Raw genomic sequence first — 25,090 nt, 5'->3', positions numbered from 1 at the left:
TTCCATTTATTAAATTAATATGTCTTTGAATGTAGATATTTAAATTCTCCATTTTCAACTTTCATGAATACGATTGGCTTAACGACTTCATGATTTTCATCAATTGTGATACTACCGGAGGTCCCTTCTAAATCTTTAGTTGAATTAATTGCTTTAGCAATGTCCTCTCTATCAGTACTTGAACGCTCAATTGCATCCTTTATCGCTAAAACCGCATCATAGCTCTGAGAAGCTGTAATGCTTAATTCGGTATTGAATTTTTCCTTATAGGCTTTAACAAAGTTTTGAACAATTTCTCTCTCATCTGCTTTATAGAATGAAGTAGATATAACTGTTCCTTCAGCATGCTCACCTGCTAATTCAAGATATTTTGGTGCATCCAAACCATCAATACCGATTATTCTAGACTCTAGCCCCATTTGTCTTGCTTGGCTTACGATGGAGGCGCCTTCATTGTAGTAGGCTACAACAAATAAAGCATCAGGTTTTTTTTCCTTTACTGCGGATAAAGCTGAATTAAAATCAGTGTCCCCCATATTAAATGATTTACTTACTAAAACATTTCCACCTAGTTCACTTATTTCTTTCTCAAGAGCGACCTGGCTTTCGATACCATAATCAATATTCATATATACAATAGCAAAGGTTTTTAATTCCTCATCATTAACAGCATAATCCGCAAGAGCTTTTGCTTGTACATCGGATGTATAGATCATTCTAGAAACATAGTCACCGCCCTTTGTGGCTTCTGGGTGTTTCGCATAGGAAACAATCATTGGTACACCTGCTTTTTGAACCAAGGATGCCGCTGCTAAAGTTGGACCCGAATAAGCTCCGCTTATAACGGCAGCTACCTTATCACTGTTCATTAATTTTTGAACCCCTTTTGCAGCTTCTTGCGGCTTACCTTGGTCGTCAACTGAAATTATTTCTACCTTTTGTCCATTAATTCCACCATTTTCATTAATTTGATCAACAGCTAATTGTGAAGCATTTAAACTGATTTGCCCGTCAGTTGATGTCGGCCCTGTCAATGGTCCAAACCAACCAATTTTTATTGCATCTTGGTTATTCTTTTTTGAATCCTTAGAGCCTTCCTTTCCTTCTGATTTTTCCGCACTACAAGCTGTTAATATCAAAGAAAAGACTAATAATAATAGAAAGAGCATTTTTTTCATGAAATATCACCCCGGATCATTTTTTGAGTTATCATTTAATATCTTTGCAAAAACCGTGCCAAGGTGACCCTTTATTCTAAAAATTCAAATTAATGCGGATGTCCTAGTCATTTGCAGACGAAATACTCCATAATTTCTAGAAAATATAACACTTTATAGTGCAGATGTATTTTGCTTTTTTAATATAAGAAAGTACGTTTTATGATAATCCATTCAATTAGAAGCATTCATAATATGCAGATAGGTTTGGCGGACTTTTTGTAGTTGTACTGTAAATGGTTAACTTAATTTTTCTAACAAATAAGCAAACACTGTTAATATCAAGTATTCCGCCTAAATATATAAACCTTTTTTCTTGATGCAGATAAATTCTGCTATCTACAGAATCTTACAAAAAAAGCCTTTTCCATCAAAAAACAGCCCGCTTCTCCATCTAAGGGAATAGCAGGCTGTTTACTATTTAGATAAGTGTTGGTAGGGGTGCCTAGTGATGATTATGCTTTAACTTCTTCCTTCTCCAAATCCTTCGGTCCGAATGTTGCTTTTGGAGACCACCATAATGGGATTTGGATACTTTCCTTCGTTAATTTTCCTTTTCCGTTCGCAACATCTTGAGCGATTTCATAGCCAGCCTGTGCGTGGCGGACAACCCCGATTCCAGAGTCAACTGTCATCGCTACTTCTAGTCTCATGTCAGATTCAGCTGTTCCATCTGCGATCATTGTTACGCCTGTATGAACGGCTTCACCCATTGAATAGTTCGCTTGAAGTGCGATTAGGTCACACATACCCACTGCATTCAATAGACCGTTCAATACCGGCCAGTCAGAAATTAAATCAGAGCCATCCTTCATGTTTTCAGACTCAAATGTTGGGTTTACAATCGAACCAGAGTCTAAGTTGTCACGAGAGAACGCAACTGGACCAGAAAGCTCACCGCGGCGAATCATGTCATTCACTTCTAATGCAAATGCTTTACGCTGACCGAAGCCCATATAGCAAATACGAGCAGGAAGTGCTTCAATCGGAATATGCTTCATTGCAAGCTTAATCCAGCGAGTGACTAGATAATCATCTGCAAATTTCTCTAAAATCATTTCATCAATTTTTCTTAAATCTTCTGGGTCACCAGATAAGCAGATCCAGCGGAAAGGTCCACGGCCTTCGCAGAATAGCGGACGAAGATATTCAGCTACGAAACCTGGAAGACGCTTCGCTTCCTTCTCATCAAATCCAGCGTCGATACACTCTTTACGATGGCTTGTCCCATATTCAAATGAATGAACACCTAAGTCCATAAATTTGATTAGCGCTTTTAATTCACGGATCATTGTTTCACGTGCTTTTTCTAAGTATAAAGCACGATCAGTATCACGTAGTTTTTCTGCCTCTTCTACTGTGTAGCCAGCAGGTAAGTAAGAAATTGGATCGTGACCTGGTGTCATAGATGTTGTAATATCTGGCAGCCAGCCTTTTTCAAGAACTTCTTCAAAGATATCTGCGGCGTTACCAACGACAGCAATGCCTAGTGGTTTGCCTTCTGCTGCAGCTTGCTTCGCCATAGCAATGGCATCATCCAATGAATCTGCTAAAACATCAATAAATTTCTTTTCAATACGGCGATTAATGATCTCAACATTCGAGTCACATAGAATCGCTACCCCGCCATGCATCGTCATTGCTCTCGTTTGGTTTCCGCCCATTCCGCCAGCACCAGCTGTTAAAAGGATTTTTCCAACAAGAGAGTCATTGTAATGAAGACGTGCAATTGCTGATAATGTTTCAAATGTACCTTGGATAACCCCTTGTGTACCTATGTATTCCCAAGGTGCCGCTGTATAGTTCGCATACATCGTTAAGTTTTTATCTTGTAGATCATAGAATGTCGGCCAATCGGCTTTCATGATGTTTGTTGTTGCCATAACAACCGTTGGCGCATATTTATGTGTTTTGAATACCGCAACAGGCATCCCAGATTGTACAACTAATGTTTCATCATCTTCAAGCTCTTTCAAAGATTTAACAATAGCATGGTAGGATTCCCAGTTACGGGCAGCTTTACCGATTCCTCCGTAGATAACTAGCTCTTCTGGCTTTTCAGCGTTTTCCATATTATTTTCTAGCATTCTTAGAATAGATTCTTGTCTCCACCCTTTACAGCGAAGCTCTGGACCTCTTTGTGCTTTAACGGAATATAGGATTTCTGGTTTTGTCATGTGTGGTTCCTCCTACAATAATTAATTACTTAAACTCATTAATAGATAATGCAAGGAGTGTGCCAAGTTTAATTGAATCATGGAAATTCCACTAAAAACAAAATAAAAAACGTGTAAGATCAAGCTTTACGGCAATTAAAATCACGTTTTGGTAAATGGAATGATCACTTTTTAAAATAATTTTCCGATCGGTAACGCAGACAGATTTTGCACCTTTTAATAAGACTTCGAATCATAAGACTATCAATAGTCATCCCATTCAAATAACATGAATGCAGATAAATACTGCATGCAGACTATTTTAAAAATTATCAATTAATGTTATATTCAAAATAACATCTGTTTTTAAGTCAGGAGGGAAAGATTTGTTTGCAGCATCACTTGGTTCATTACTGAAAGGTCAGGCAGATGGAGTCGTTATACTCAATGAGTCTTACGAAGTTATTTGGCAGGATCTTAGTGAAATTAGTACATTTGAAGTGGAAGCAGGCACACATATTTCGAAGTTTATTCCTTGTGAAGATGTTCGATTTATTGATGATGAATCTTTTACAATTTCACTGAATCAAAGGAAGTATTCCGTTAAGGTTAAGTTGTTTTCAGCCGATCAACCTTATATTATTCTTTGTATTGAGGATATTTCTGACTTGTTAAAAAATCCGCAAATGCGCTTATATTGCTTAGAAAAAATTATCGAATCCCTCGGTGAAGGGATAATGATGAGTAACCAAGATGGGGAAATCATTTTATACAATTTAGCTCAAGAAAAAATGGAAGGATTAAATAGGAATGAGATTATCGGCAAGCACCTCTGGTCAGTCTATAATTATAATCCACAAAACTCCGAGCACAAACACACCTTTAAAACAGGCAAGCCCATTTTTTCGCGGTACCGAGCCCACTCTACGATAAAAGGGGTGCCAAAGTATGTAAATTACAGCACTTTTCCGATTCAAAAGGATGGCGAAACAATCGCCGTTTACTCTGTTAGCACAAATGAAAATAGACTGAAAGACATGCTTTATCAAACGATTGAACAAAAGAGAAGGATCTCCACTACGGAAAAGAATGATCAAGAGACGAAAAATGGTACTACGTATACATTTGAAAATATTAAGGGTAACAGCCTTGCATTGAAAAATTTAATTAAAGAAGCACAAAATATTGCCATTCATAACACCGATGTTTTAATAGTCGGGGAAACCGGCACTGGGAAAGAGCTGTTTGCACAAAGTATACATAATCATAGTCCGAGAGCCAATAGCCCATTTATTGCCATTAACTGTGCAGCCATTCCAGAAAACTTGTTAGAGAGCACTTTATTTGGAACTGTAAAAGGTGCATTCACCGGTGCGACTAATCAAATTGGATTATTTGAACATGCAAAAGATGGCACTCTGTTTTTAGATGAAATCAACTCGATGCCAATGACACTGCAATCGAAACTGATGCGCGTTTTACAAGAGCGTCTTGTTAGACGAGTCGGATCAAACGATGTGACACCCGTACAATGTACAGTCATAAGTGCTTCAAACGAGGATCCTGAAAAGCTGATTACAGAAGGGAATATGCGGTTGGATTTATTTTACCGTATTGCTCGTACGAGTCTGTTCATTCCTCCTTTGAGGGAGCGGACTGAAGATATTCATTTCTTTATCGAATATTTTTTAGAATCCTTTCAGGAAAAATTCAATAAAGTGGTTCCAAATTTATCCAAGTCATTACATACCACTCTTCTCCAATACCATTGGCCAGGAAATACAAGAGAGCTTGAACATTTAATAGAGAATATCATTATCCGTGTGACTGAAACAGACGAAGCCATTGAAGTCGATCACCTCCCTACCTATATTAGAAGAAAAATATTTTCCCATACGAAAAATAAATCAAAAGAAATGAAAGATCTAGAGAAGAAGCCGATTAAATCGATTTTTGCCAATTCGAAAGAGCATTTTATTCAAACAACATTAGAGCAAACAGACTGGAATATATCTAAGGCGGCAAGACAGCTCGGGATTACCCGCCAGAGTCTTCAATACCATATTAAGAAATATGGGATTGAAAAGCCTAGCTAAAGTTAACAAGCATTCGCTAAAATTTTGCGGCGGGTGCTTGTTTTTTCATCTTGTGCTCTCTACCGAGTAATGGTAATATTATCAAGTTAATCTAACAGAAATTAGGGATGCAGCATGAGAATTAGAGATTGGGATTCGAATCTTAAGGTACGTTTATTCGGAGAAGCGGCCATCAATATCACCTTTTGGATGTTTTTCCCCTTTTTAACGATTTATTTTGCTAGTGAGTTCGGAAAGGGTAAGGCTGGTTTATTGCTAATTTTTTCTCAAGTGTTTTCAGTCATAGCTAATTTAATGGGCGGCTATTGTGCTGATCGTTTTGGACGTAAGACCATGATGGTGCTGTCTGCTTTTGGCCAAGGGATTAGTTTTCTACTATTTGCCCTTGCTGATTCTCCTTGGTTGAACTCCCCGTGGCTTGGTTTTATTTGTTTTGCCTTTGTTGGTATTTTCAGCTCTTTTTATTGGCCGGCTAGTCAGGCAATGGTTGCAGATGTCGTCGAAGAAAAACATCGCAGCCATGTATTCGCCATTTTCTATACATCTATTAATATTGCAGTTGTCATTGGCCCCGTATTAGGAGCGATTTTTTACACAAATTACCGCTCTCAGCTTCTTTTGATTGCCGGAGTAATCTGTATAATTCTAGCTGGAATTCTAGCAAAAATGACGAGAGAGACCGTTCCAGAGCAGACTCCTGTCTTTCAAGAAAATAATAAATGGTATTCATTTTTGCTCAAACAGATGAATGATTATAGCATTATTTTTAAAGATAAAACGTTTCTTCTATTTATCATCGCTGGCGTATTGGCAGCACAAACATTCATGCAGCTAGATCTATTAATTCCTATTTATACGAGTGATTTCATACACAATCAGCAACTGCTAAAAATCGGAGATTGGATTTTTACAATTAGTGGTGAACAAGCCTTTGGCATTCTTCTGTCAGAAAACGGCTTTCTCGTTGCTTTATTCACAGTTGTCGTTACAAAGTTTATGATTCGATATAAGGAAAGAAATATTTTTGTCATTTCTTCCCTCACATATGCAGCTGCCATTTTCATGTTTGGGCAAACGACTTGGATCTGGGGATTAATCATAGCTATGGCAGTCTTTACTTTAGGTGAGCTCATGACTGCCGGTGTTCAGCAAAGCTTTGTTTCAAAAATTGCTCCAGAGCATATGCGCGGACAATATTTTGCTGCGGCAAGCCTACGCTTTACGATTGGCAAAACCATTGCTCCCTTTTCGATTCCATTAACGGTTTGGATTGGCTATGATTGGACATTCTTGATTCTTGCCGTTCTTGCTATCGTTAGCGCTATTCTGTATTGGATGATGTTTGCTATTTCAGAAAAACCAAATACAATAACTGCAAAAAAGGGATCTGCTTAAGATTCCTTTTTTAGTTTCTTTTTCCTGCCAAAAAAGATACAATAATCGTGAAGATTTAGAAAAAGGAGATTACATAATGAGTGACTTTCAAAAAAATTTAGAGAAATATGCGGAGCTGGCTGTTAAGGTTGGCGTTAATATTCAAAAAGGACAAACACTTGCCATTAATACTTCCCTTGATGCCGCTGAATTGGTTCGTCTCATTGTTAAGAAGGCATATGAGGCTGGTGCCCATAATGTAGTTGTTAATTGGAATGACGATGTTGTATCTAGAACGAAATACGAATTGGCCCCTGATGAAGCGTTCCACGAATACCCATCGTTTCGTGCAAAGGAACAAGAAGAATTAGCAAAGAATGGCGCTGCTTTCATGTCCATCGTTTCCGCAAGCCCAGATTTGCTGAAAGGTGTGAACACGGAGCGCATTACTAATTTTCAAAAGGCTGCTGGTAAAGCGCTTACAGATTTCAGAAAGATGATGATGGCTGATAAAGTTAGCTGGACTGTCATTGCCGCTCCATCTCCTGCATGGGCGAATATGGTGTTCCCTGACGCACCAGCAGAAGAAAGAGTTCCATTACTTTGGAATGCCATTTTCAAAGCCACGCGCTCTGACTTAGAAAATCCTGTTGAAGCATGGAAAAAGCATGATGAATCCCTGCATGAGAAGGTGGACTACTTAAACAGCAAACGATATAAAAAGCTTCATTACAAGGCAGCTGGTACTGATTTAACGATCGAACTTCATGAAAAGCATTTATGGGTTGGAGCGGGAAGCATAAATGAAAAAGGACATGAATTCATGGCCAATATGCCAACCGAGGAAGTGTTCACAGCTCCGTTAAAAACAGGAGTAAATGGAACAGTCTCTAGCTCGAAGCCATTAAGCTACGGCGGCAATATTATTGATCAGTTCACAATCACCTTCGAAAATGGCCGAATTGTTAGTGTCAAGGCTGAGGAAGGCGAAGAAATTCTTAAAAAGCTAGTAGAAACAGACGAAGGTTCTCACTTCCTTGGAGAAGTGGCACTTGTTCCATTCAATTCGCCAATTTCTCAATCGAACCTGCTTTTCTATAACACATTATTTGATGAGAATGCATCCAATCATCTTGCCATTGGGAAGGCATACGCATTCTGCCTTGAAGGCGGCAAGGAAATGTCAGGTGAAGAATTAGAAGAGCATGGTCTCAATGATAGTCTCACTCATGTTGATTTCATGATTGGCTCTGCTGACATGGACATTGATGGAATTACTACAGATGGAAAAATAGAACCTGTCTTCCGTAATGGAGATTGGGCGTTTTAAGAACAAATGCGGAAGCGCCTTGCAAAGGAACATCGACTAAAAACCGCCACGTCCTGTGGCGAACGTCGATGTCAGCACATCCTGTGCAAGTCAGACAAGCACAAGACGAGCCTCTCGGAAAGGTGAGCTCTACCTTTCAGGATTGGCTTGCGACCTCGAGGTCGACAAAGACGCGACGTCCTGTCGCATTGTCGACACTAGTACGTCCTGTACGTCGGGGGTAGGCGCTGGAGCTGGACGCAAACAGGGAAAGGCTGTCGACTTTGTCGGCAGCCAAAATAATTCATTACTTTTTCCGCAAATAAATATCCTCTACTTCGCCAGTCTCTTTAGACAAAATCTCAACTACATATTTATCGGCATTATAAATTGCTTTCATTTCGCCATGACCATCCCTCTCCTCTTGATCAGGCTTGCCGAATAATTCCTTGATCTTGTCTAATGTTGTTTTAACCCGTTCGCCTGGGATGGAGACAGCAGTTACCGTTCCAGTTATTTTGTCATAATAATAAGTAATATCAGGGTACATTAAATATGGCGGTTCTTCTAAGAAGGCATCTTCCATATAATTCGGCTCTGATTTTTTGATATTTGCTATATTTGTCCCAATTGGATAAGGACTGCCTAATGGAATTCCTTGTTTTGCCTTTTCAACTACATCACTGCTTAATTCTAGATTAAGAAACGGGAAATAAAACTCACTATTCTCTTGCCAACGATTATACCAGTACTCCCCTTTATTATCCTCTTCCGCATTTAATTCAGTCTCATCCTTCAGCTTAAGCACTAACGTTTCCTCATCAAACTCCCAAGTAATAAATTTCCATATGTTATTTTCCTGCAAATGAGCGGTTTGCAAGTATTTATGGTTAATGTTTTTGATTTCCGTTCCAAAAATTCCAGCAAATTTTCCTTCTGTATAAACTTCCCTTAGTTCACCATCTTTAATTGAATATAAAAACGGCTTTGAATTTCCATGCTCTCCAGATTCAAGAATAGCAATAATTGTATTCTTTCCTAAATTAATCGCATAGGCTTGATGTGATGATTGATTAAAAACGAATGGGCCGCCTGATCCCACTTCACCTTGTTTATATGCCACTGCAGAATCCTTTTCAGCCAAATAAATCGAGTAGTGCCCTTTATATAGAGGATTTTTCCCTCCCTGGCCAATTTCTTCCCGCAGCAAACTTTGCTCATCCTCTGCATAGACGAACACTATGTATTCGTTTGTTCCTTCGCTTGCTTCAAACTGGTAAAGCGATTTTTCTTTAAGCAAATCGGTATTTTTAATTTCTTTTGTTTCAGATATTGCCATGATTTCAGATGAAGAAGTGCGTTTATTTGTTTTCTCTTCTTCATTAGCAGCAATCGTTTCATTTGAACATGCAGATAAAGTGCCCGATAATATAATTAAAGATATTATATAAAAAATATTTTTCATTCATTTCTCCCTGTTAGTTAAAGCATCATTTTATTAATTTTTCATGACGTACATTTCAACTTCATTTTGTATGTTAAGAGTGTAACAAATCATCAGCGATTCTACAAATCTCCCAATATACCCATTTTTCAAATAAAAAGCAAAGAAAAAAGAGCAATATACCTAATCAGGCTATTGCTCCTATATATTCATGCTTATATATTTACTTTTTCTAAAGAATAGTTGTTTGTCAATAAACTAACCGATATAAATGATATGAATGATAATAGAACCGGAAGAACTACGGTATGTATTCCAAAGAGGTTCGGAAAGTACATATGAAAAATAATATAAGACCCTATCCCCACCAGCATGGAGGAAATGGCACCATATTTATTGCCTCTCTCCCAATATAATCCGAGAACGACAGGCCAAATAAAGGCAGCTTCCAAACCGCCGAAGGAAAATAAATTGAGCCAAATAATGAGATCAGGAGGGCTCAGAGCCATCAAAAACACAAGGATACCTAAAATAGCCGTCACACCAAAGCTCATTTTCTTAATTGTGTCTTCATCAGCACTTGGCTTGATATAATTAATATACACATCTTTTACAACAGCTGAGCTGATAAGAATCAATAAGGCATTTACTGTCGACATAATGGCTGCCATTGGGGCTGCTAATACAACACCAGCAAGCCATGGCGGCAACACCTTAAGAGCAATGAGAGGCATTACCTTGTCACCAATGTCAATCCCCGGAAGAACGGGCCGAGCAAAAACACCAATTAAATGCATGCCCAGCATGATAAACCCAACAACCACTGTACCTATGATGATCGCCCGATGCATTGCCTTTGAAGTGTTATAGGACATCGCACGTACTGTTATTTGCGGAAGACCAACAACACCGACACCAACTAAAATCCAAAAAGACGATACATAACTAGGAGACAGTCCTCTGTCGAAACCGAACGGACTAATTAAATTGGGGTTTTCAGCTGCGAGATCTTTAATAATATTCGGAATTCCTCCCCCTGCAATAATTACACCAATCAGAAGAATGAGCGTCCCAATAAACATGATCGTACCTTGAACAGCGTCCGTTAAAGCAACAGCACGAAAGCCGCCGACAACCACATAGACAAGAACAGAAACCGCAAAAATAAATAAAGCAGAGAGATAGCTAAGCCCTGTCAGCGATTCAATCAGCCTTGCACCACCAACCCATTGGGCAGCCATTGATGAAAAAAGAAACACAATAATACTAAATGAAGATAGAAATACAACCCATTTACTCTTATAACGCTCTTTTAAAAAATCGGTTAATGTGACTGTATTGTATCTTCTTGCCGTGATCGCAAACTTCTTCCCAAGAACCATTAGGACAAAATAGCCTGTAACAACTTGTGACATGGCGAGCAGTACCCACCCTAGCCCCTGTGTATAGGCAATCCCCGGTCCACCAATAAAGCTGCTTGCACTTCCATACGTAGCTATCATCGTCATGGCTAAAATAAATCCGCCAAACTCCCTTCCTCCAAGAAAATATTCCTGTAGAAAAGAATTAGATGTATTCACTTGTTTACTTGCCCAAAATCCGATAACAAAAATCAGAACCAAAAAAGTAATTAATGGGGTAAATACTTGCCAGCTCATTCCGCAGATGTCCCCCCTTCTGTTTCCTCATCAAACGAAACATCCTTAAAGAAAAACTTTACAACAATGATTACAAGTACGATCATAATGATAAACCCGGCCACACAGCTATAGAAAAACCATGCTGGCAAACCTAATATGTACTTGTATTTTTCAACTGGACCAGAGCCCATTCCATAGGCAAATCCAAACCACCATACAAAATTAAATAGAACGAGTCCAATTCCGATCCATGCTTCCTTTTCCGCTATTTTAAACCGAGGATCTTTTTTATGGGTATGTTTGTCCATTTTGTCCTCCTTATTTTACCTATCTATGTAGTTTATAATTCTTGCATTGTTACTAATTTTCCCATTGAAAGTATATTTGTTCAATAAAAAAAGCAGATTTTCTCTGCTTTTTTCAATGAGTATTTTTCAGTTGAACAAATAGATAGCAATTAACGATTATCTACTGTTTCAGGATATAAGTCATGATTCATCAATCGGTAGTCAGCCATTTTTTCATATTTTGTGCCTGGCTTTCCATAGTTGCAATAAGGATCGATCGAAATACCGCCTCGTGGTGTGAATTTCCCCCAAACTTCGATATAGCGTGGATCCATTAATTTAATTAAATCATTCATGATAATATTCATGCAATCCTCGTGAAAATCTCCATGATTCCTGAAGCTGAATAAATACAGCTTTAAAGACTTACTTTCTACCATCTTTTGATCAGGAATATAGCTAATATAAATTGTTGCAAAATCTGGCTGGCCAGTAATCGGGCAAAGACTTGTAAACTCAGGGCAGTTAAATTTCACAAAGTAATCCCGATTTGGGTGCTTATTATCGAATGATTCCAATATCGTTGGATCGTAATCAAATAAATATTTCGTCCCTTGATTACCTAATAGCGTTAAGTCTGTTAATTCCTCGTTCTTTCTTCCAGTCACGAAAAAAACCTCCCATAATGATCCCGAATCTATTGAAGAGGCTCTGCATAAAAAAACCATATCCTCTCTATAGGATATGGTTGACATTTGCAATCAAAGCCATAGTTTTTTATAGAGGGTGCTGCTATGAACCTCTCCCGTATATACAGGAATTCATTTAATTGTCATAGTTACTATAAGGAAAATACGAATGGCTGTCAATGGCATCATTTTTAAGTCTATATGACCTAGCATTTTGATTGAGCTCCATAGTATAATAGACGTTAATTTTGTAAGAAAGGTGTTTTTTCAAACTATGCTGAATGAATTTAAAAAGTTCGCATTAAAAGGAAATGTTTTAGACCTCGCCGTTGGGGTTATTATAGGAGCTGCTTTCGGCAAAATTGTCTCTTCCCTTGTCGAGGATATTATTATGCCGCTCGTTGGGCTTCTCGTCGGCGGAGTCGATTTAACAAAACAGCTCGTCATCACAGTGGGCACTGCCGAGGTGAAAATTGGAGCTTTCGCTCAAACGATTTTGGACTTCGTCATCATTGCTTTTTCGATTTACATTTTTGTGAAAATCATTAATAAACGCTTTAAAAAGCAGGAAGAACCGCAGCGTGCAGCAGCTGAAGTAGATAAAAAGGAAGTTCTTCTAACTGAAATTCGTGACCTTTTAAAAGAAAAATAAATTTTTTTGAAACTCTTTTTCAGGACAAACGTATAGTTTAAATAAGAAGACTCACAATGAGGTGAAAAAATATGTATGTACAACAAACAGCAAACCACAGTCATTTAGCCGCCGTTTTAAGAACATTTGCTATTTCTCTTGGGATTGCCTTTATCGGCACAATGGCAGGTGTGTTCGTTCCTCCCGCTATGTTTATGCCGCTCGTTATTCTTGAAATTGGCATGCTCTTATTTGCATTTCTAATTCGCAGAAAAAAGGCGATGTCCTATTCATTCCTGTTTGCTTTCACATTTATTTCTGGAGTGACCACTTATCCGATCATTTCGCATTATCTTGCAACGATCGGTCCGAACCCTGTATTGCTCGCACTTGCAACTACAACCACCGTTTTTACAGGGCTAGCGATTTATGCGACAACTACAAAGCGTGATTTAACCTTCTTGGGTGGAATGCTGATGGCTGCACTATTTGCACTCATTGCCATTTCAATCTTTAACATTTTTTGGCCGCTAAGTTCAACAGGGATGCTTGCCTTCTCTTTTATTGGTGTACTTGTATTCAGTGGATATGTTTTATTTGATTTTAACCGTATGAAGCATTACGGTGTTACAGCTGAGGAAGTGCCATTAATGGCTTTAAATCTCTATCTTGATTTTATTAACTTGTTCATAAGTATCCTGCGTATTTTTGGAATACTTGGAAGCAGAGACTAGTGTAACAAACAAATCCCTCATCAAAGGCACAACGCCTATGATGAGGGATTTTTACTATTCAGCCAAAATATTCCTCTTTTAAAATACTATAATACGTTAAATCGAGAGGCTTTCCTTCTTTAATTACGTGATGACGGAATATGCCTTCATGCTTCATCCCGCACTTTTCCATTATTCTCCATGAACCAGGGTTACTTGTAAAAGCGGCCGCATAAATGCGATTTAAGTTTAATGCTTCAAACCCATATTTAATAACTAGTTTTGCCGCTTCAGTTCCATAGCCATTCCCCCAAAACGGCTTGCCAATCCAATAGCCCAGCTCACCGCGGCGATACGCCTTAACAGGACGCAATCCAATAAGGCCAATTAAGTTATGATCTTCTTTACCGACAATGGCAAATGTGACATTTCTTCCTTCCGTTTCCTCTTCTAAAACATTCGCGACGAACGCCTTCGCAGAGCCCTTCGGATAGGGGTGGGGAATATTTAAAGTCGTTTTTGCCAATTCATAGTCACTGGCATAACGTTCAATCATTTCTGCATCATCTAGCGAAAGAGAACGTAAAATGATGCGATCTCCGTCTAAAATCTCCATTTATACACACCTTTTTCCAAAACTTTAAATTGAGAACTTTTGCAATATTACCCTATCATCCTGATCTGTTATTCTACTGTGACAGCCAATTCCTTTACTAAAAGTGATGGTGAACCAATATATCCAGGTGCGACAAACGAGAATGAAAAGTCTAAATCAGAACCGATTTGTTCAATGTTATTCAGTAGTTCAAAGAAATTGCCGGCTATGGTCATTTGCTTAACAGCATATTGGACTTTTCCATTCTTTACAAAATAACCTTTCGCTGCTAATGAAAAATTACCCGAAACGGAATCAGCACCAGAATGCAAACCTTCCAAATTAGTTACGATGATTCCTTCTTCGACTGATGAGATTAACTCATCAAAACTTTTATCAGTAGGGACGATATAAAAATTAGTTGGTGAAACGTTCAATGATCCTTTATAAGAAGATTTATAGGCATTTCCAGTTGATTTCACCTTTGCTTCTTCAGCTGTTTTCCGATTATGAAGGAATGTAACGAGTTTCCCATCTTTTACAATTGCCTTTTTTGTTGTGGCTACTCCTTCACTATCAAAGGTTTTACTAAATAGCCCATTTTCTAAAAATGGATCATCTTCAATGTGAAGGAATGGAACAGCAATCGTTTCACCTTCCTTATCTTTAAGAAGGGACCTGCCTTTTTGGACACTTTCAGCAGAGAAAATAGGTGAAAAGGTTTGAAGTAAGCTTCCTGCCGCTTGGTTACGCAATATGACCGGATAACGTTTACTTTCAACTGAACGGGCATTTAGCTGGGAGAGTGCTTCCTCTACAGCTTGCTTGGCAATTTGTTCAGAAACGAAGGAAGAGAAATCCCTTGACACATTAATATATAAACCCGTTTTTATTTCTTCTCCTTGCTTAACAACAACAGATATAATGATTCCAATATGGTTCTGCCTTTCCTGAAGGGAGAGTCCTTTGCTATTAATAATCGCGCGCTCTGTTTCTCCACTTTCAAGGGTAAAATAATTTGTTCCCGTGACCCTTTCATCATACGCATAAATACAACTTTCAATTTCCTTTAAAAGTGCAATTTTTTCCGGTATGGTGACTTTAGCCAATTCGTTCGAATAAAAGCATTCTTCAGGATAGGTGTTACTACCTTTAAATAAATCTGTTTGAATCGGATCTTCATTCAATTCAGCATTTTCTTTTGCATTCTCAATGAGAAATTCGATTGAATCCTCATCCAATCTCTCCGTATAGGCACTGCCCATTTTCCCATTTATAACCCCTCGAAAAGAAACACCGGCTATTTCGGAGCTGACGTAAGAATCAATTTCTCCTTTAAATAAGCTGCACTTGAATTTCTCTTCCTTTTCATAATGAAGCTCCAAATCCATAAAGCCGTGCTGCTCTCCAAGAATAAAAAGCTTTTCCTGAAATTCATGGATTCTCATGTTTATTCAGCCTCCTTACTTCCGCCAACCGTTATTTCACTAACTCGAATCATTGGCTGGCCAACATTGGCTGGAATGCTACCGCTCAATGAACCACACATTCCTTGACCGTGTGCGACATTATTTCCAACCATGTCGACGAGCTGTAAAGTTTCTGATCCATTTCCAATCAATGTTGCTCCTTTAAGCGGCGTACCTAGCTTGCCATCCTTGACTAAATAAGCTTCCATCACCGCAAAATTATAGTCGCCAGTAGCTGGATTCACCGAGCCTCCACCCATATATTTTGCATAAATCCCATACTCTGTATTGGCGATAATCTCTTCAGGAGTTGACTTTCCTTCCGCAATAAAAGTGTTCGTCATTCTTGAGGTTGGTGCAAATCGATAAGATTCTCTTCGCCCAGAACCTGTAGACTCCATGCCCATTCTGCGGCTATTGAATTTATCAATCAAGTAACCTTTCAAAATACCATTTTCAATCAGAACATTTTTACGTGTTTTTTCTCCTTCATCATCGATTGTCAGAGAACCCCACTCATTTTCGAGTGTTCCATCATCAATATATGTAACGATTTCTGGGGCAACCCTCTCACCTATCCGATTAGCAAAAACAGAGTTATTTTTGGCGACGGCTGTTGCCTCAAGTCCATGTCCACAAGCCTCATGAAAAATAACCCCACCGAATTCATTATCAATAATAATTGGAAACTTCCCGCTTGGGCATGGTTCAGCACTAAGCATCGTTACAGCAATCCGTGAAGCTTCACCCGCATAGTGTTCAAGATTTAAATTCTCGAAAAACTCAAACCCTTTATGAGCACCTGGCCCGTAAAAGCCTGGCTGGATTTGATTGCCGTCAGAAGCGATCGATTGAATGGCTAATCTGCTCCTTACCCTCTTATCCTCGATAAATTTCCCTTCGCTATTTGCAATCAGGACATTTTGCTCTTCGTCCATATAACGAACCATTACCTGTTGAATGCTAGAATGATAGGCTTTTGCTATCTCATAAGCCTTTCTCATTACATCAGCTTTACGAAATTTCTCTATATCTCTTGGTTTCATGGCAATGGGATGAGCACATGTAATCATTTCTTTATTAAGTGGTTGAGGCTGAATAATCTTCTCTCCGGAAATAGCATGAGCGGCATGTCTTGCTGCCTTCAACAAGCCTTCTTTCGATGCATCTGTTGTATACGTATATACACTTTGTAAACCTTTAAAAACGCGGATGCCAATGCCAAAGTCTCTCCCCGATAAACTGTTTTCAATCGTCCCGCCTTGCAATAACAAGTTGCTTGTATAGCGATCCTCTACAAATACTTCTGAGAAATCACCACCCGTCTCGAGCGCGGCCGTTAAAACATCTTCAATCACAGACGTTGATAGCATATTATCCCTCCTCATGAAACTGATTATTCAGAAACATCAAACAACTATATTATACTAAGTTTATCCTATTTTTACTACTATTGGATTTCCCTCAGGGGTTCCATCATAAAACCCCTGAGAACAGCCGGGCAAAAGATTCCTTTGATCTTTCAATAAAACCTCTTTTGTAGTATTGAACAGGGCTGATTTTTTCGCTGTGCTCCATGTCCTCTTCGTAATGGGCCACTAGATCTCGGATTGTACTTGTCCCGTATAGAAAAACATTCACCTCGAAATTTAAGTGAAAACTGCGCATATCCATATTAGCCGTACCAAGTGAAGCGAGATTTCCGTCAACGATTATAATTTTTTGATGCAGAAATCCTTTTTTATAAGCATATATTTCAGCCCCATACCGAAGCAGCTCGGGAAAATAGGATCGGCTTGCGTACTGGGTTAAAAACCCATCATTGATTTCCGGAACCATGATCCTCACTTCTATTCCTTTCGCAGCAGCAACTCTAAGAGCAGTCCGAATCGCTTCATCTGGAACAAAATAAGGACTTGCAATCCAAATCGATTTCGTTGCGGACGCAATCATCGAAAAATAAAAATCACTCATCAGCCCTTGCTGTGTATCCGGTCCGCTTGCAACAACTTGAACGGCCCCATCAAGGACATCTTCATCAATATCTGATTGAAAGGACGAATATTTTTGCAGCACTTTTCCACCGCTCACATATTCCCAATCAAGTAAAAAAACAGTATGAAGCGAATAAACAGCCTCCCCTTTTACGAGCATATGCGTATCCCGCCAAAATCCAATTGTTTCATCCTCACCTAAATACTCGACCCCAACATTCAAACCGCCGACAAATCCGACCTTTCCATCGATGACTATAATTTTTCGGTGGTTGCGGAAATTAATTTTCTGATTAAAAAAGCCGTACTTCAATGGAGAGAACGACTGAACCTGTATACCTGCATTTTTCATTGCTTGTATATCTTCGATAGCCATTTTCCTGCTCCCCACCGCGTCAACCATAAATAGAACTTCCACACCGTTTTTGGCTTTTTCAATAAGGATGCTAAAAATTTCCTTGCCAAGGCGGTCAGACCGATAAATATAATATTCCATATGAATAAAGCTTTTCGCTTCCATTAACCCTTTCTTAATTTCAGAAAAAGTTTCTTCTCCATTTTTTAAAATAATAGCCCGCGATTCTGTACTTATCGGAGTGGGAGAAGCAATACTGGCGAATTTTATAAAGGAATGCTGAGTATCTTGTAGAAATGAAAAATCAGGGAGGGATTCCTGCTGCAAAAGCTTCTTCCATTCATCCCGATCCCTTTTGCGCTTACTTTTAAAAAGATATCCCTTTAAATAAAGCTGTCCGGAAAATAAGTAAAACAGGTACCCAAATACCGGAAAAAACACGAGAACATATATCCATAATAGGGTGTGCTGAGGAGAACGGTTTTCAAGCATTAAGGAATAGATGCTAATCATCAGTGTTGCAGTGTATAAAAGGAAAATCACGGCCTTTATTTCCAAAGGTAATTGAGTGAATAGGATTAAATAGAAGGAAATAATCAGGATAAAAGCAATTAAAAACTCAATACGGCGCTTCCTCATCTTGTAGTCTCCATGCAATATATATTGTAAAGGCAAATATTCGTATATCTATTCTTTCCTAATATACCCAAAATTAATATGGAAAAACTTCGGAATTATAGTAAACTAGACTAAATTAAATATTCGAGGTGATAAAATGAATATAAGATTATTAAACTCTAATGATGCAGAAGCCTATTTAGAAATGAGATTAACGGCTTTACAGAATCACCCTGCAGCATTCGCTTCAAGTTATGAGGAGGAAAAAGACCGGCCTGCTAAAATGTATGGTGAAAGATTTCAATCAGAGGAATCTTTCACATTTGGCGCTTTTGATAATGAAACATTAATTGGGTCCGTAACATTGCTTAGAGAAATGAAATTGAAGCTAAAGCATCGTGCAAATATCGTTGCCATGTATGTCTCTCCCGATTATCGAAAAAAAAGCATTGGCCGTATGTTGATGACAGCAGCTATTGATAAGGCTAAAGAATTAAACGGGATTGAACAAATTTATTTATCAGTGGAAGCAACGAATATTCCAGCCATAAGGCTCTATTCTTCATTCGGATTTGAGGTGTACGGAGAAGATAAAAAGGCTTTAAAAGTCGGGGAAACGTATTTTGATGAAAAGCATATGGTTTTACATCTATAAAACATCTATAAAATTAATGACAGAAAACCAGGCACAAGACCTGGTTTTCATTACTTGATGTATATTTGATTCGATTATTTTTTCTTTCCTTTTTTATTAATCCCGATCGCAGCTCCATTTCGGCTGGAATCAGCTACACCTTTAAACGTACCATTTTTATGATCAATATAGATGCTTTGTACATTGCCAATCGTGACTGGCTCAGACCCAAATCTATGTCCCATATTATTTAAATGATTGATGACATCTTTTGATAGTCCTGATTCAAAACGGTAGGAGCTTAGGTTATTTGTATAAATCCTTGGCTCCTCTACAGCCGCTTTTAGCTCCATATCATACTCAATCGCATGAATAATCGTTTGTAATACTGAGGTGATGATGGTCGGACCGCCTGGAGAGCCGACAGTTAATACTGGTTTCCCATCCTTAAATGCAATAGTAGGGGTCATGCTGCTTAAAGGCCGTTTATTCGGCTGCACTTCATTTGCACCGCCAGGAACTGCGTCGAAATCGGTTAACTCATTATTCAATATAATTCCATACCCTGGAACCATGATTCCGGTACCAAATAGCTGTTCAATCGTGGTCGTATACGAGACCACATTCCCCCACTTATCTGTTACTGAAAAATGAGTTGTTTCCCCATATTTACGGTCATTTGGCTGATTTTTCTGTTCGTAATTTGCAACAGTAGATTCATAATTCCACGGGTTTCCTGCTGTTGGCTTCGGATTTACTTGATTAAGACTAATTAGCTGCTGGCGCTCTTTAATATAATCTGGATGCAGCAATCCCTTTAATGGAACATTAACAAATTCCGGATCTCCCGCGTATGCAGCACGGTCTGCATAGGCAAGATGCATCGTCTCTGCTAGCAGATGATATTTCTGCCAAGACTTCACATCATATTGTGAGAGGTTAAAATCATCTAAAACTTTTAGCATTTGCAGGAGAAATACTCCGCCTGAACTTGGGGGAGGCATACTAGCTATTTGGTAACCTTGATAATCACCCCAAATTGGCTTATCAATCGTAACTTGATATTTCTTCAAATCTTCTACAGTCATGGACCCGCCGAATTTATGGACAGTATCAGCTAATGCCTTGGCAACTGGACCCTTATAAAGAGCTTCCGCTCCATTTGAACGAATAAGCTTAAATGTTTTAGCTAAATCTTTTTGAACTAGAATATCTCCTTCATTTAAAAGCTTTCCCTTTGGAAGAAAAACGTCTTTTGCTGCTGTACGTGCTAGCATTTCCTTATTGTCATGAATAGCTTCAGCAAGTACTGAATCAATTGGAAAACCTTTATCAGCAAGTTTAATCGATGGGTTAATTAGATCCTGAATCGGGCGCGTTCCCCATTTTTCCAATGCTTTTTCTAGTCCTTTTAACGTTCCCGGTACTCCAACAGCCGTACCGCCAGTCGAACGTTCGGCAAAGGGAATTGGTTTGCCGGCTTTATCTAGGAACATATCAGGAGTGGCACCTTGTGGGGCTCTTTCACGGCTATTAATAATCGTTGTTTCTTTTGTTTTGCCATCATACACCATCATAAAGCCGCCGCCGCCAATGCCTGACATCATTGGTTCGACTACATTTAGTGCAAATTGGATCGCTACTGCAGCATCAATTGCATTTCCTCCTTGTTCAAGAATATCAGCCCCAATTTCTGATGCTAAAGGGTGTGCAGTTGCTACCATCCCATCCGTTCCAACAGCGACCTGACTATATTGGCCGTAGTCAATCTTTTTCTCTTTTGCTTGAACATTGAAAGGCAATGCTCCAACAATTAAGAGAACACTAAAAAAAACTGATAAACTAGCTTTACACAATCTTTCCATCATTTCCCTCCTCAATATGATTAGCCTCAAATCTATATTATCAAATAAGTGGAAAAATCAGAAAATTAAATCTTCAAAAACTAAAATTTGATTAATAACTCCTACAATGATTAATTCGAAAGTAATGAATAAGGGATCAACAAGAATGTAAAAATATACCTTTTGTATAGTCTATTTACAATTTTCCTGGCTTCAAATTGTTTAAGGTTTATCCAATATCTTGTTCATACAGCCTTTTGAGTAGATTGTTCCCAAAAGCTACATTTCAAATTTCTTTCAGTTTACAATAATTGCGAAACAAAATAGGTATAATAATTAAATATGGACTAATCATTAGAGTAATCTTATTAGAGACCAAAAAGGTATTCCTAAGTGAAATTTTCACAGTTTTAATTTTTTTTGTTATGATGAATCTTGATAGAACAGATGTGTTATTTAGGAGGACATTATGCAAGAACAAAAAAAATGCAAAGAATCATATGTGATGAAAACAAGTATGGTTTTGCCGCCAGATACGAATGCTCATGGAACTTTATTCGGGGGAAAATTAATGGCATACATAGATGATGCGGCTGCAATCTCCGCTATGCGTCATGCTAGAAAAAATATTGTAACCGCTTCTACAGATTCAGTTGATTTCCTGCATCCTATCCAACAAGGTGATGCAGTCTGCCTAGAGGCATTTGTTACTTACACAGGAAGATCGTCCATGGAAGTATTTGTTAAGGTGATTGCTGAAGATTTATTAAGCGGAGAAAGAAATGTGTGTGCCATGTCCTTCTTAACAATGGTTGCTATCGATAAAGATGGTAAACCTACTCCTGTTCCAGCCGTCATTCCAGAAACAGATGAGGAAATGAGCTTATATGACTCAGCAAAGGAACGTGCAGAAATACGAAAAAAACGGAAAAAGGCTAGTGAAGAGCGAGTGAAGAGTTATGAGGGTAAATAGGGGCTCTTAAGTATATATAAGATAAAAACAGCGCTCCATTTTCCGAGCGCTGTTTTATCGTTATACATATTTATTCTCTACTGAAGGGAACTCCCTCTAACTGGCGAAAGCAGAATGCTAACACCAATCTTTTTACAAATCGTTAAATAGTGCAGTAGGAATAAGATCACTGCTCCTGCATTCATGCCCATGATGATGCCATCCATTTGAAATATATGCATGGATCCGAGCACGAACATAATGGAGAAAGACACGATGGTTGACCAAACGAAATGGTAGAAAGTCTCTTTCATTAGCCCTAAACCAATTAAATAGGCCTGCATTGGGATAATAAAATAATGCAGTAGGAAAAATGGCCACAGCATTTGCACGTAGATGGCGGCATCTGAAGAGTGGAAAAAGATTCGCGTAATCGGCTCAGCAAAAAAGTAAAAGAAAGTGACAGCTGGAATGCCGTATAAGCAAGTGATGACAAATACTTGTTGAAGAATTTGTTGGAGCTTGTCATTATTTTTTTCTGCATACGCCTCGGAAACGGTTGGGATCAGCATGATCAGAAAGGAATGGGCAATAAATGCCGGAAAGAACCCGATCGTCATGGCAATTCCAGCTAGCATGCCAAAATGCTCTGTTGCCACCATTCCACTTACACCAGCCCGTAATAAAGCAGCCTTAATAAGAAAAGGCTCCACCGCATGTGTCAAGGCATGAAACACCCTCAAAGCGGTAGTTGGAATGGATACAGCCATCAAGCTCCTCCAAACAGACTTACCTCCCAATTTTTCGCGCGGAGCTCTCTTCACTTGATGAAACTGCAGGATAAACATATGAAGCAAATAAAAGAAGACGATAATTTCACTTCCAATAAAGGTACAAAAAGCAATTAAGACCGCTGTCTTCGTGTCAAATTGAAATAATTGATACAAAAAAACCAATAGTAAAAGTTGAAAAAGCCTTCTCGAAAAGTTATAAACAGCAATTTTCCCCATCTGCTGCTTTCCCATAAAAAAGCCTCTTGTAATCGAGGAAAACGAAACGATCGGAATTAAGGCAATCACCACCCACCTTAAATATGGATGATATTGATCAAAAACAGAAATAAAAGGAATAATAACAATTGTCAGCGGGACTAGGATCATCGTAAAAATGATCGTCCATTTAATCACATGATTGAGCATACTATAATGGTATTTCTTATCTTTTTCAGCAATAAACTTTGATATGGAAATGGGCAGCTCAAAGCTTGCCAGCAAAACGATTAAAAAAATCGTTGGAAGAATGGACATGTACAGACCAAGTCCCCTTTCTCCCAATTCTCGTGCTAATACCATATTTACGAGAAATTCGATGCATTCCCCTGCAAATGCCGCGACCGCTAACAACAATGTTCCTTTGAAAAATTTATTCATTTAGCCTCTCCTTATACATCTGCCTAATGAAATTAATTAAAATGCAGTAATCGTATTCTGTATAAGATATGAGACAAGTCTTGGGAATATTATTTAAGTTGGCTGGTATGCAAAAGATTTTGTAATTCGCGCGATTAGGCCTAAAAATAAAAAAGAAGGCCGCGCAATTTGCACAGACCTTCTTCTCGAAAATGATCATTTATTTTTCCATCATTAATTTTAATATCAGTTCATCTGTTTGACGCGTTCCTTCATTGCCAAGCTTGCAGAAGCTTTCGATGCTTTTTTCTACATCATCGTGAATAAAGCCGTCTGTTGATTGTATTTCTTGATGATTAAGCGCTAATAATGCGGATTGGACAGCTACATTCGAACAAGTAGATACCTTCATGGCACAGCCTGCCTTCGCTCCATCGCAAATCATCCCGGATACGTTCCCGATTGTATTTTGTACCGCTGCCTTCACTTGCTGGAGATTTCCATCCAATAAATAAACAATAGCAGAGCTCGCGCCCATTCCTGCCGCCGTTACCCCGCATAGGGCTGATAGACGGCCGAATTTTGATTTAATGTGAATCGTAACTAAATGGCTTAATGCGACTGCACGAATCATTTTTTCCTCTGATACTTGAAGCTTTTCCGCTGCGGCTACAACTGGTAGTGTAACAGCAATTCCTTGATTTCCGCTCCCAGTATTCGCCATAACCGGTAATGTCGATCCTGCCATTCTTGCATCTGATCCAGCTGCCGCAAGTGACATGGCGGCTGTTGCTAAATCATCAGACAGAATGCCCTTTTTTACATTTTCTTTAATGGTTTTTCCTACATTTAAACCATAATTGCCAGATAGCCCTTCTTTTCCAATTACTCGGTTTAATTCAATGCTTCTTTTAACGAGGGCCAAATCTTCCAAATCCGCCTGTAGAACCCAATCATAGATCTCATCTATCGTCAGACTTTCGAGCTCTTCCTCATCTGTTTGAATGCCGATATTTTCACAGCCTCCAAGGAAAACTGCCTTTCCGTCTACTTCAATTAACGTAATATTGCTATGATTATCTGAAATAACGACTCTCGATGTTTGCTGATCTGTTCGGACAATGACTTCAATATATAGCCTTTTGGGTGAATCCGTTTGACCAGCCTTTACCTTTCCCTCTTCAATCAGTTGAAAAGCGGCAAGCTCGTCTTCTTTCGTTAACCCTTCGAGCAATTCTAACTTTTTATCAGGATCCCCTGCAACAGCCCCGAGCGCTGCCGAAAATTCCAGTCCTTTTCCCGACATCCCAGGGATCCCGACCGACTTGGCATTTTTAATAATATTGCCGCTCGCCTTTACAATAATTTCTTGAATGTCACCTTGCACATAGCTCTTTGCTGTCGCTCCGGCTAAGGCAATGGCTACCGGCTCCGTACAGCCAAGCGCCACTACCAGTTCTCTTTCTAATATCGATAATACTTTATCCTTACCCATCTATCTCCCACCTACTCTGATCAAAATCTCTTAAATGAATTTTAACATAACATTTGTGGAAAAATTGTAACTCTTTCATAGATGTCAAAAAAACTATTAACAGACGGTCCAACTATTCCCACAATAAATGTAGGAGGATGAAAGATAGGAATGTCCACACCAGAAAGAA

Annotated in this window: 20 protein-coding genes and 1 riboswitch; of the genes, 7 read left to right on the top strand and 13 right to left on the bottom strand. The window is 38.8% G+C overall.

The window, feature by feature from the left end; genetic code table 11:
* Positions 1-14: 14 nt before the first annotated feature.
* Positions 15-1,178 carry an ABC transporter substrate-binding protein gene (locus F7731_RS11135; protein ID WP_151534867.1) on the bottom strand — a complete coding sequence of 388 codons (1,164 nt, stop codon included), beginning with the start codon at positions 1,176-1,178 and terminating at the stop codon, positions 15-17.
* Positions 1,179-1,672: 494 nt separating this feature from the next.
* Positions 1,673-3,394, bottom strand: a complete 1,722-nt coding sequence (hutU, locus tag F7731_RS11130) for a urocanate hydratase (protein ID WP_151534866.1) — start codon at positions 3,392-3,394, stop codon at positions 1,673-1,675.
* 365 nt (positions 3,395-3,759) lie between these two features.
* Between hutU and F7731_RS11125 the strand changes: the two genes are divergently transcribed.
* The 3 genes from F7731_RS11125 (at position 3,760) to F7731_RS11115 (ending at position 8,173) form a co-directional block, all read left to right on the top strand.
* On the top strand, positions 3,760-5,469 hold the full coding sequence (locus F7731_RS11125; protein WP_151534865.1) for a sigma-54 interaction domain-containing protein: 1,710 nt from the start codon (positions 3,760-3,762) through the stop codon (positions 5,467-5,469).
* 114 nt (positions 5,470-5,583) lie between these two features.
* Positions 5,584-6,864, top strand: a complete 1,281-nt coding sequence (locus tag F7731_RS11120; RefSeq protein WP_151534864.1) for an MDR family MFS transporter — start codon at positions 5,584-5,586, stop codon at positions 6,862-6,864.
* A 76-nt stretch (positions 6,865-6,940) separates the two neighbouring features.
* Positions 6,941-8,173, top strand: coding sequence for an aminopeptidase (locus F7731_RS11115; protein ID WP_151534863.1), 1,233 nt, complete (start codon positions 6,941-6,943; stop codon positions 8,171-8,173).
* Positions 8,174-8,459: 286 nt separating this feature from the next.
* Here the strand turns inward: F7731_RS11115 and F7731_RS11110 are convergent, their stop codons facing one another.
* The 4 genes from F7731_RS11110 to queF all read right to left on the bottom strand — a co-directional run bounded on the left by F7731_RS11110 (position 8,460) and on the right by queF (position 12,191).
* Positions 8,460-9,617, bottom strand: a complete 1,158-nt coding sequence (locus tag F7731_RS11110) for a hypothetical protein (RefSeq protein WP_151534862.1) — start codon at positions 9,615-9,617, stop codon at positions 8,460-8,462.
* A 194-nt stretch (positions 9,618-9,811) separates the two neighbouring features.
* Positions 9,812-11,254 carry a sodium/pantothenate symporter gene (panF, locus tag F7731_RS11105; protein ID WP_151534861.1) on the bottom strand — a complete coding sequence of 481 codons (1,443 nt, stop codon included), beginning with the start codon at positions 11,252-11,254 and terminating at the stop codon, positions 9,812-9,814.
* Positions 11,251-11,544, bottom strand: coding sequence for a YhdT family protein (locus F7731_RS11100; RefSeq protein WP_151534860.1), 294 nt, complete (start codon positions 11,542-11,544; stop codon positions 11,251-11,253). Before F7731_RS11100 ends, panF begins: the two co-directional genes overlap by 4 nt.
* Before the next feature lie 149 nt (positions 11,545-11,693).
* Positions 11,694-12,191, bottom strand: coding sequence for a preQ(1) synthase (gene queF / locus F7731_RS11095; RefSeq protein ID WP_151534859.1), 498 nt, complete (start codon positions 12,189-12,191; stop codon positions 11,694-11,696).
* A gap of 95 nt (positions 12,192-12,286) precedes the next feature.
* Positions 12,287-12,332, bottom strand: a riboswitch (PreQ1 riboswitch).
* Positions 12,333-12,486: 154 nt separating this feature from the next.
* On the opposite strand from queF, the gene mscL reads away from it, so the two are divergent.
* Together mscL and F7731_RS11085 are read left to right on the top strand one after the other, a co-directional pair.
* Complete coding sequence (gene mscL, locus F7731_RS11090) at positions 12,487-12,864, top strand: large-conductance mechanosensitive channel protein MscL (protein WP_151534858.1); 378 nt, start codon at positions 12,487-12,489, stop codon at positions 12,862-12,864.
* Positions 12,865-12,935: 71 nt separating this feature from the next.
* A complete protein-coding gene (locus F7731_RS11085; protein ID WP_151534857.1) occupies positions 12,936-13,577 on the top strand; it encodes a Bax inhibitor-1/YccA family protein in 642 nt (213 codons plus the stop codon).
* Positions 13,578-13,635: 58 nt separating this feature from the next.
* Here the strand turns inward: F7731_RS11085 and F7731_RS11080 are convergent, their stop codons facing one another.
* The 4 genes from F7731_RS11080 to cls all read right to left on the bottom strand — a co-directional run bounded on the left by F7731_RS11080 (position 13,636) and on the right by cls (position 18,608).
* Entirely contained in the window at positions 13,636-14,172 is a 537-nt protein-coding gene (locus F7731_RS11080) for a GNAT family N-acetyltransferase (protein WP_151534856.1), read from the bottom strand.
* Between the two features lie 68 nt (positions 14,173-14,240).
* Positions 14,241-15,599, bottom strand: coding sequence for a TldD/PmbA family protein (locus tag F7731_RS11075; protein WP_151534855.1), 1,359 nt, complete (start codon positions 15,597-15,599; stop codon positions 14,241-14,243).
* Between the two features lie 2 nt (positions 15,600-15,601).
* The gene (locus F7731_RS11070; protein WP_151534854.1) at positions 15,602-16,993 is read right to left on the bottom strand and encodes a TldD/PmbA family protein; all 1,392 of its coding nucleotides are present in this window, start codon (positions 16,991-16,993) and stop codon (positions 15,602-15,604) included.
* Between the two features lie 103 nt (positions 16,994-17,096).
* A complete protein-coding gene (gene cls / locus F7731_RS11065; RefSeq protein WP_151534853.1) occupies positions 17,097-18,608 on the bottom strand; it encodes a cardiolipin synthase in 1,512 nt (503 codons plus the stop codon).
* 136 nt (positions 18,609-18,744) lie between these two features.
* Here cls and F7731_RS11060 point away from each other — a divergent pair, with 136 nt between their 5' ends.
* On the top strand, positions 18,745-19,242 hold the full coding sequence (locus tag F7731_RS11060; RefSeq protein ID WP_151534852.1) for a GNAT family N-acetyltransferase: 498 nt from the start codon (positions 18,745-18,747) through the stop codon (positions 19,240-19,242).
* 74 nt (positions 19,243-19,316) lie between these two features.
* Here F7731_RS11060 and ggt read toward each other — a convergent pair whose 3' ends face one another.
* Positions 19,317-21,086 carry a gamma-glutamyltransferase gene (gene ggt, locus F7731_RS11055; protein WP_151534851.1) on the bottom strand — a complete coding sequence of 590 codons (1,770 nt, stop codon included), beginning with the start codon at positions 21,084-21,086 and terminating at the stop codon, positions 19,317-19,319.
* Positions 21,087-21,534: 448 nt separating this feature from the next.
* Here ggt and F7731_RS11050 point away from each other — a divergent pair, with 448 nt between their 5' ends.
* Complete coding sequence (locus F7731_RS11050) at positions 21,535-22,038, top strand: acyl-CoA thioesterase (RefSeq protein WP_151534850.1); 504 nt, start codon at positions 21,535-21,537, stop codon at positions 22,036-22,038.
* 77 nt (positions 22,039-22,115) lie between these two features.
* Here F7731_RS11050 and F7731_RS11045 read toward each other — a convergent pair whose 3' ends face one another.
* Positions 22,116-23,447: a polysaccharide biosynthesis protein gene (locus F7731_RS11045; protein ID WP_151534849.1), complete on the bottom strand. Its 1,332-nt coding sequence runs from the start codon at positions 23,445-23,447 to the stop codon at positions 22,116-22,118.
* A gap of 199 nt (positions 23,448-23,646) precedes the next feature.
* Positions 23,647-24,921, bottom strand: coding sequence for an L-cysteine desulfidase family protein (locus tag F7731_RS11040; RefSeq protein ID WP_151534848.1), 1,275 nt, complete (start codon positions 24,919-24,921; stop codon positions 23,647-23,649).
* Positions 24,922-25,090: the final 169 nt, after the last annotated feature.

The sequence above is a fragment of the Cytobacillus depressus genome (assembly GCF_008923245.1).
Classification (GTDB): domain Bacteria; phylum Bacillota; class Bacilli; order Bacillales; family Cytobacillaceae; genus Cytobacillus; species Cytobacillus depressus.
This window is presented reverse-complemented; position numbering and strand designations above follow the sequence as displayed.

Excerpts from the sequence above, each read along its gene's own strand:
- F7731_RS11060 (WP_151534852.1), top strand. The coding sequence starts at position 18,745 with ATGAATATAAGATTATTAAACTCTAATGATGCAGAAGCCTATTTAGAA.
- F7731_RS11075 (WP_151534855.1), bottom strand. The coding sequence starts at position 15,599 with ATGAGAATCCATGAATTTCAGGAAAAGCTTTTTATTCTTGGAGAGCAG.
- F7731_RS11045 (WP_151534849.1), bottom strand. The coding sequence starts at position 23,447 with ATGAATAAATTTTTCAAAGGAACATTGTTGTTAGCGGTCGCGGCATTT.
- F7731_RS11110 (WP_151534862.1), bottom strand. The coding sequence starts at position 9,617 with ATGAAAAATATTTTTTATATAATATCTTTAATTATATTATCGGGCACT.
- F7731_RS11115 (WP_151534863.1), top strand. The coding sequence starts at position 6,941 with ATGAGTGACTTTCAAAAAAATTTAGAGAAATATGCGGAGCTGGCTGTT.
- cls (WP_151534853.1), bottom strand. The coding sequence starts at position 18,608 with ATGAGGAAGCGCCGTATTGAGTTTTTAATTGCTTTTATCCTGATTATT.
- F7731_RS11050 (WP_151534850.1), top strand. The coding sequence starts at position 21,535 with ATGCAAGAACAAAAAAAATGCAAAGAATCATATGTGATGAAAACAAGT.
- panF (WP_151534861.1), bottom strand. The coding sequence starts at position 11,254 with ATGAGCTGGCAAGTATTTACCCCATTAATTACTTTTTTGGTTCTGATT.
- ggt (WP_151534851.1), bottom strand. The coding sequence starts at position 21,086 with ATGGAAAGATTGTGTAAAGCTAGTTTATCAGTTTTTTTTAGTGTTCTC.
- F7731_RS11085 (WP_151534857.1), top strand. The coding sequence starts at position 12,936 with ATGTATGTACAACAAACAGCAAACCACAGTCATTTAGCCGCCGTTTTA.
- F7731_RS11070 (WP_151534854.1), bottom strand. The coding sequence starts at position 16,993 with ATGCTATCAACGTCTGTGATTGAAGATGTTTTAACGGCCGCGCTCGAG.
- F7731_RS11040 (WP_151534848.1), bottom strand. The coding sequence starts at position 24,921 with ATGGGTAAGGATAAAGTATTATCGATATTAGAAAGAGAACTGGTAGTG.
- mscL (WP_151534858.1), top strand. The coding sequence starts at position 12,487 with ATGCTGAATGAATTTAAAAAGTTCGCATTAAAAGGAAATGTTTTAGAC.
- F7731_RS11120 (WP_151534864.1), top strand. The coding sequence starts at position 5,584 with ATGAGAATTAGAGATTGGGATTCGAATCTTAAGGTACGTTTATTCGGA.
- F7731_RS11100 (WP_151534860.1), bottom strand. The coding sequence starts at position 11,544 with ATGGACAAACATACCCATAAAAAAGATCCTCGGTTTAAAATAGCGGAA.
- F7731_RS11135 (WP_151534867.1), bottom strand. The coding sequence starts at position 1,178 with ATGAAAAAAATGCTCTTTCTATTATTATTAGTCTTTTCTTTGATATTA.
- F7731_RS11080 (WP_151534856.1), bottom strand. The coding sequence starts at position 14,172 with ATGGAGATTTTAGACGGAGATCGCATCATTTTACGTTCTCTTTCGCTA.
- hutU (WP_151534866.1), bottom strand. The coding sequence starts at position 3,394 with ATGACAAAACCAGAAATCCTATATTCCGTTAAAGCACAAAGAGGTCCA.